Annotated in this window: 5 protein-coding genes; 2 read left to right on the forward strand and 3 right to left on the reverse strand. The window is 61.7% G+C overall.

The window, feature by feature from the left end:
* Positions 1–952: 5'-3' exonuclease (locus tag HMPREF9440_RS12295; RefSeq protein ID WP_008543710.1), on the reverse strand; the 952-nt coding region annotated here is incomplete at its 3' end.
* 262 nt (positions 953–1214) lie between these two features.
* Between HMPREF9440_RS12295 and HMPREF9440_RS09490 the strand changes: the two genes are divergently transcribed.
* Positions 1215–1661, forward strand: coding sequence for a hypothetical protein (locus HMPREF9440_RS09490; RefSeq protein WP_008543711.1), 447 nt, complete (start codon positions 1215–1217; stop codon positions 1659–1661).
* A gap of 114 nt (positions 1662–1775) precedes the next feature.
* The gene (locus tag HMPREF9440_RS09495; protein ID WP_008543712.1) at positions 1776–2537 is read left to right on the forward strand and encodes a BPSS1780 family membrane protein; all 762 of its coding nucleotides are present in this window, start codon (positions 1776–1778) and stop codon (positions 2535–2537) included.
* Positions 2538–2848: 311 nt separating this feature from the next.
* Here HMPREF9440_RS09495 and HMPREF9440_RS09500 read toward each other — a convergent pair whose 3' ends face one another.
* On the reverse strand, positions 2849–4903 hold the full coding sequence (locus tag HMPREF9440_RS09500) for a zinc ribbon domain-containing protein (RefSeq protein WP_157180704.1): 2055 nt from the start codon (positions 4901–4903) through the stop codon (positions 2849–2851).
* Positions 4904–5332: 429 nt separating this feature from the next.
* Positions 5333–5989, reverse strand: coding sequence for a S24 family peptidase (locus HMPREF9440_RS09505; RefSeq protein WP_008543714.1), 657 nt, complete (start codon positions 5987–5989; stop codon positions 5333–5335).
* Positions 5990–6569 lie beyond the last annotated feature (580 nt).

Consider the following 6569-nt stretch of genomic DNA (forward strand, 5'->3'; position numbering starts at 1 on the left):
CGGGCGCGGCAGGCTGGTCTTCACCGAGCCCGGCGAAGAGCCCTTCGGTCAGCACCGGCTGCGCGGGAGGCGCGGCCTTGAGGAGGCGCTTCGCGGGCGCCGCCATCGCGCGGTCCAACCCCGCGCGGGACATCTCCCAGCGGTGCGCGAACGCGGAGAGCGCCGCGTCGTCGGGCGCGCGGAAGGCGAGGTCTTCGGTCTTTTCCGCCCCGGGCACCACGCAGTCGCGCTTGATCGTGACGAGCTTCACCGCTTCGTCGAGGAAGCCGAGCCCCTTCCGGAGGTTCTCGCCGATCTTCCCGGTGACCTCGTGCGCATGCGCCTTGATGGCGTCGATGCCGCCGATTTCGTTCACCCACTTCGCCGCGGTCTTCGGGCCGCACTTTTCGATCCCGGGCACGTTGTCGACCTTGTCGCCCATGAGCGCGAGGTAGTCGATGATGTGCTCGGGCGGCACGCCGTACTTCTCGATCACGCCCTCACGGTCGTAGAAGGTCGTGTTCATCGTGTTCAAGAGAATCACGCGGTCTTCGACCAGCTGCGCCATATCCTTGTCGCCCGTCGCGATCACGACGTCGTGGCCGTCACGCTTGGCGACTTCGGCGAGCGAGGCGATCACGTCGTCCGCCTCCACGCCCGGGATGATGAGAAGGGGCCAGCCGAGCGCTTCGAGAACGCCGTGCAAAGGGGCGATCTGCACGCGCAGATCGTCGGGCATCGGCGGGCGGTTCGCCTTGTACTCCGGATACATCTCGTGGCGGAAATTCTTCCCCGGCGCGTCGAAGACGATCGCGGCGTAGTCGGGCTTCACCATGCCGGCGACGCGGCCGAGCATCCCGAGGAACCCCTTCATGGCGCCCGTCGGCTCCCCGCGGCTCGTGCTGAGCTCGGGCAGACCGTGAAAGGCGCGGAAAAGGTAGTTGGAGCCGTCGATGAGGAGGATCTTGGACATGAATGGTGGTCTCGGATCGGGGTGGATCGGATGAATGGAAGTGACGGGAAGAATAGCCCAAGGACGGCACTTCTGCGCGGCCCGTGGCACAATGGGTCTTGAAGAGATGCCGCATCGCGGCGCGCCGGAGGGCCTCTTTTGAGGGCCGCCGGAGGGCGCCGCCTTCCGTCGTCCGCCGGGAGGGCGGACGAGCCGCGGAAGCACTGCGGCGGGGCCCCTCGTCGGGCCCGCCCCCAGGACCAAAGCAATAAAAAGGCACACCATGTTCAAGCGAATTCTTCCGGCAACCGTCGCCCTCATCGCCGCGGGGATGGTCGGCAGCGCGCTCGCCGCCAAGTACGACGCGCCCCCGCCCCCGGCCTACGCGGGCGACGTCGAACCCGCGCAGCAGACCCTTGCGCCTCCGGCCCGCACGCTCGAACCGAAGGCTCCGCAGGAAGGCATGTCGATCGCGCCCTCTGAAGCCGACATGGAGCGCGCCCGTGCCGACCGTGAGCGCGGCGTCAAGCCGAAGATCCCCAGCAAGGAAACGAAGATCGAAGCCGTGCGCGACCAGGACAACCGCGTGAAGGAATACGTCGTGACGCCGGGCTCCACGCAGATCCCCTACACGATCGAAAACCAGGCGGAGCGTCCGATCGACTCCACCCCGGGCGGGAACTCCAAGAGCACGCTCGGGACGACGAAATTCATCCAGTTCGGGTGGTAAGATTCCGCCTTCCCCGAACCGGGACATCCGGCCGACCGAGCACGCTCGGCCCGGCCGGTTTTTATTGAACCCCACGGAACCGAACCCCATCCTCACGCCACGGAGCACCACGCCTTGAACAACGCCGCCGGCATCCTCTGCTTCAAGCGCGCGATCCTCGCGCTGCGCCTTCAGCCGCTCACCCTCGTGGGCACGAGCGTCTTTGCGGCGCTCCTCACCATCACGTTCTCGGGGATCCCCCTGGCGGGCACCGTGCTGGCGAGCCTCTGGATGCCCTTCAGCGCCGTGCTCACCGGGATCGCCACGCGCGACGCGCTCGCCGGGCGTTCGCCCTCCTACGCGCCGCTTCTCTCGGCCGTGAAGGATCACCGCGACAGGAAGGAGCTCCTCACGGCGGGCATCGTCTACACGATCCTGACCGAGCTCCTCACCTTCGTCTTCACCTGGCTCGCGCGCGAGGACATCGCCAACTGGAAGCTCACCGAAGACGGCCTCGGCCTCGACACGGCCTCGATCGCCGGGAACATCCCCTGGGAGGCGATCCTCGTCACCGGGGCGCTCTACGTCCCGGTGCTGATGATGACGGCCTTCTCGCCCCTTCTGATCGTCCTCGGGCGCCAGAGCGCGGGAAAGAGCTTCTTCTACTCCTTCTTCGGCACGCTGCGGAACTTCGGCACGGTGCTCCTCGCCGTCCTCGTCTTCGTCGTGCTCTTCGGCGGGAGCTTCGCGCTCCTTGAAGTCGCGCTCCTCTCGGTGGGGTTGGAAGGGTTCTTCCTCTTCGTTTCGCCCCTCTTGATGGCGGTGATCCTCACCGTCGCGAACGCGCTCGTCTGGACCCTCTACGAAGCGGTCCTCTCGCGAGAACCGTTTTGTTGAACCTACAAAATCTATCAGGCAGACAGGTTCGCCATGACATTCCATTCGATATGAATGCCCGCACGGGAAACGGTATTGGTATCTCCAAACGTGCGTCCGGCCTCATCCCCTCAGCTCCTGCGTCGCCATTGATCGTCTCCCCCGTTTGACATCCCCCCGTAGGGGGGCGCGAGAGCGATGTGACGCCGCATGCCTGACGCTTCGAGTCGGCCGGAAAATATCCGGGGGTTTCAGCCCGTGTTCATGACTTGTCCTCCTTGGATGGTTTGGGTTGAGAAACTTAGGCCGCACCTGCGACTTTGTTGATTTTTTCAGCTGCTGCGCTTGTGAACGCGCGGCTTGAATTCCGGGAGGGGCTCCAACCCGTTCTTCGCGCAATAAGCGAGGTGCAGCCCGTATTCGACCTCCAGGACGCTCTCGCGGGTCATGAAGCGGCGGAACTTCGGGTTGGCCGCCCTCGTCAGCATCGCGTAGGCGCCGACCGCATCCGAGTCACCCTCGTGGTCGCAGAAGTCGCAGCCGTGATGATCGCCCGAACGATTCCTGTGGTCTACGGCATGACAGACCGGGCAGGCCTGGCTGGAGTACGCGGCCGCCACCTCCACGACCTTCACGCCGCGGCGCGAGCACTTGAAGCAAATGCGTTCCCTGATGAGGCCGCGTACCCAGGAACTCAGATACCGCCGGGTCTTCTTCGAGAAGCCCGAGAGGTCAAAGCTGCTCCCGAAGCATTCCAGCACGTAGACGTCCGCCGGGTTCTTCAGGAAGAGCCTGTTGATCGCGCGGTTGACGATCTGCGTGATGGCGGCCTTGTAGGCCGCGCACTTCTTGTCGAACGCCTTCGAGCCGAGATTGTTCTTCTCAATGTTCCGGCGCTTCACCGGATCCTTCGTGTTCTTCGCCTGATCGCGGAGTTCGTTGCGGCGACGGAGCTTCTCGTCGCGGTATTGAGCGAACTTGCGCATGAGCGCATTCAGCCCCGGCATGTACCCGGTGCACGTCTTGATCTGACCGTTCGCAGCCTCATCCTGCCGTGCGTCCATCATTCCCTTCCTGTGCCGACCGGGTTCAACGACGTAGTCCTCCGAGCCACCCCAGTGGTTCCCGTCGTCGTCCGTGAAGACCTCCGTCACGCCCAGGTCAAGGCCGACGATGCGAAGAAGCTTCATGGTGGCGGGGAGATTCATGGCCTCGAAGAGAGCCGTCTTCGGAGGCGGCACGGGGAGCGGATCCAGTGTCTTGAAATCATGCTGGAAGACGGCCTTGAAGCCCCTCTCGGTCCGGATGATGCGGATCGTCGAAGCGTCAAGCTTCATCGTGTTGTCCTCCCGCGGCTTGCCGTCGAACAAGCTCCCGGGAACGAAGCCCTTCAAGGGCACGCGGACCCGCTGGCCCTTCCGGGTGGTCATGATGTTCAGATACTGAGTGCGGGGACCGCTCGCCTTGGCTTTGACCGCATTCACGGCATCGACTGCTTTGGACTCAGCAGCCGTGGCGGTATTCTCGGCGGCTTCCTCCTTCGAAGACGCCGATGCCTTCTCGACCGACTCAAGGATTTCCTCAAGCACATCGACGCAACCGGTGTCGAGCCACAGGGTGCGCGCCGAACTCATCACGGGCGTGCGGCCCAGGTGCTCATGCACCAAATGGCGGATGAGGTCGCAGAGGTCCTCGCGCGCCGCGTCCGGAAGGTCAAACCTCTTGCCCTCGAATTTCTTTTCCTTGACCTTGGTTTTGGTCTTCGTCTTCGTCTTGGCCTTCGCCTTCGCCTTCGCCTTCGTCTTCTGCTTCGGCTTCTGCGGCTTTTCCTCTTCGACTTTCACCCAACTTCCGACGACTTCCGGATTCCCGGTGTTCATCATGTAGAAGAACGAATCCGTGAGTTCGTTGAGCAGGGCGCGCACGTACGCTCGTTCCGCATCGGAAAGGGTGCTCCAAACGGGGCGCTTGCGAAGCTCACTCAGCGCTTCCGACTGAGCTTTGCGCCAACGGTTCGACTGAACGCTGGACGCGACCTGAAGGGCCGCCTTCCACATGCGTGCCTGAAGGCCCGTAGCGGGCGCGTATTTGCCCGGCAGCGGTCCGAAAGTGCCGGCCACAAGGGCATCCCGCATTTCCCGGTACCTGTCACCAATGCAGTAGGAGCGCAGTTCCCGCCGATCCAGGACGTTCACCCATTTCGTAGTCTCACGGGTGAAGCGCTCGATGAGGTCGTCAAGGGTCTTCTCAACCTCGGGGTCGAGCTTCTCCATGTCGACCCAACGCGTCGTCGTCACGTAGCGAGGGTTGTCGTTCACGACGTCGAGCGTCCCCAGAAGCGCGCTCGGTATAAAGTGAAGTGCCTCATGGTTTTCCAAGGAAGCCATCTCTAGGACGGCCTTCTCGAAAGCCAAAGCTTCATCGAGCTGCTTTTGCGTCGGAGTGTCCGAGGATTTCTTTTTGGAAGAAGTCCCTTTGTTTCCAGGCGTTTTCAAGGAAGACGCCGTCTTCTTGGGAGAAGAAGGTTCCGGTGCGGCCTTGTCTTCGGAGCGGCTCTTGATGGGGATCATATGGAGATCCGTCAATGTTGGTGAAGGTGTATCTTTGCAGGCACCATCAGCTGACCATGCCAAGAAGGGAGTCGGAGGGTGTCGTTCCAACGCGAAACTCATCTGTTCCGTATCGGTAATGTAATAGTACCATAAAGAATTACAAAACGGAACCTCTGCGCCGTAAGGACAGAAGGAAGGAGAGCCGAAGAGGAGCAAAAATGCAGGGTACGTGCTTGGCTATTCGTTAAAAGAATCGTCGGTGCGCTAGGGCTCCCGCACGTTGAAAACGAGCACGACACGGCCGACGACGCGAAGTGATTCCGGATCATCGATCGTTTGGGCCGGGTATCTCTCATTGTCAGAGATGAGGACTACTCCACCATCGGCTTTCATCATCACGCGTTTGATGAAGATGCTGCCGCCGTACTGCAAGGCATAGAGTGCGTCGGCATTGATTTTGAGTTGAGTTGTGTCGATGAAGGCGAAGTCGCCGTTGTGAATACCAGGCGCCATTGAGTCGCCGTCAGCGGTGATGATGCGAAGTGCGCTCAGGTTCGCAGTAGCCATGAGGCGTGAGGCAAGCCATGCACGAGTCGCTCTGAACATTCGGACCTGAGTGACCGGCGGCGAGATGAGGCCGTAGCCGCACGATGCTCTCAAGTCAATCACGGGGATGGCGATTTCGTCTTCGGAGACCTCTGTCAGCCGTGGTCTGATGAGGCACGTCTCGCCGAAGATGATGGCGGCGGGCGTCACCGAAAAGAAGGCGGCAAGTGTCTCCAGATTCTTGCCGGAAGGTTGAAAGTCATTGCGGAGCCATTTCCCAATGGTCACGTGCGAAACCCCAATGCGGCGTGACAGCTCCCGCGCCGTAATGCCGCGCTCACTCATGAGATCGCGAATGAACTCTCCGGTCTTCATCCTTGTCTAGGCAAATGGTAATTGAGAGTTACCATCTTAGAGAGACTCATGCAAGTTGGCAAGATCGAGCTCTTTTGTGTACCTCGCTCATGGTGGGCAAGGAAGATTTGTGCGGTGCCGAGTCTTGAGGCCGCCCCCGTCTCCACCAGTGCGCTGGGGCGCAGCAAGTTGGCCAGTACCGCCGCGCTGTGCCGGTTCGAGCGGTCCATCGACGACAAGATCATTGCCGCCGGGAACGACTTTATCCTCGTCATGTACTTCCGGTACGGCCTCCGCGTAGGCGCCACATCTCCGTTGACAATACACAGGTAGAGCTCTACGGCCATCAGGAAGGTCTGAAGTTCGACGGTCACTACCGCTGCAAGCGCAACTGCAACTGCTGCCTTCCTCTGCTCGCCTTCATTGATGGATTCCCCGTTGTAGGAAAACAGTGAGGCCTCATTGGTTTTCCGCATAGGGGAATCACTTACATCCAGGAGTCATCTACATGACCGCACGGATGGGCGTCGACGAAGTGGGCATGCCCCGAGACGGGCTTCTTCGTGCACCTGCTGCCTTGTTGCGGTGACTGCGCTTGCCG

It is taken from the genome of Sutterella parvirubra YIT 11816, from assembly GCF_000250875.1.
GTDB classification, from domain to species: domain Bacteria; phylum Pseudomonadota; class Gammaproteobacteria; order Burkholderiales; family Burkholderiaceae_F; genus Sutterella; species Sutterella parvirubra.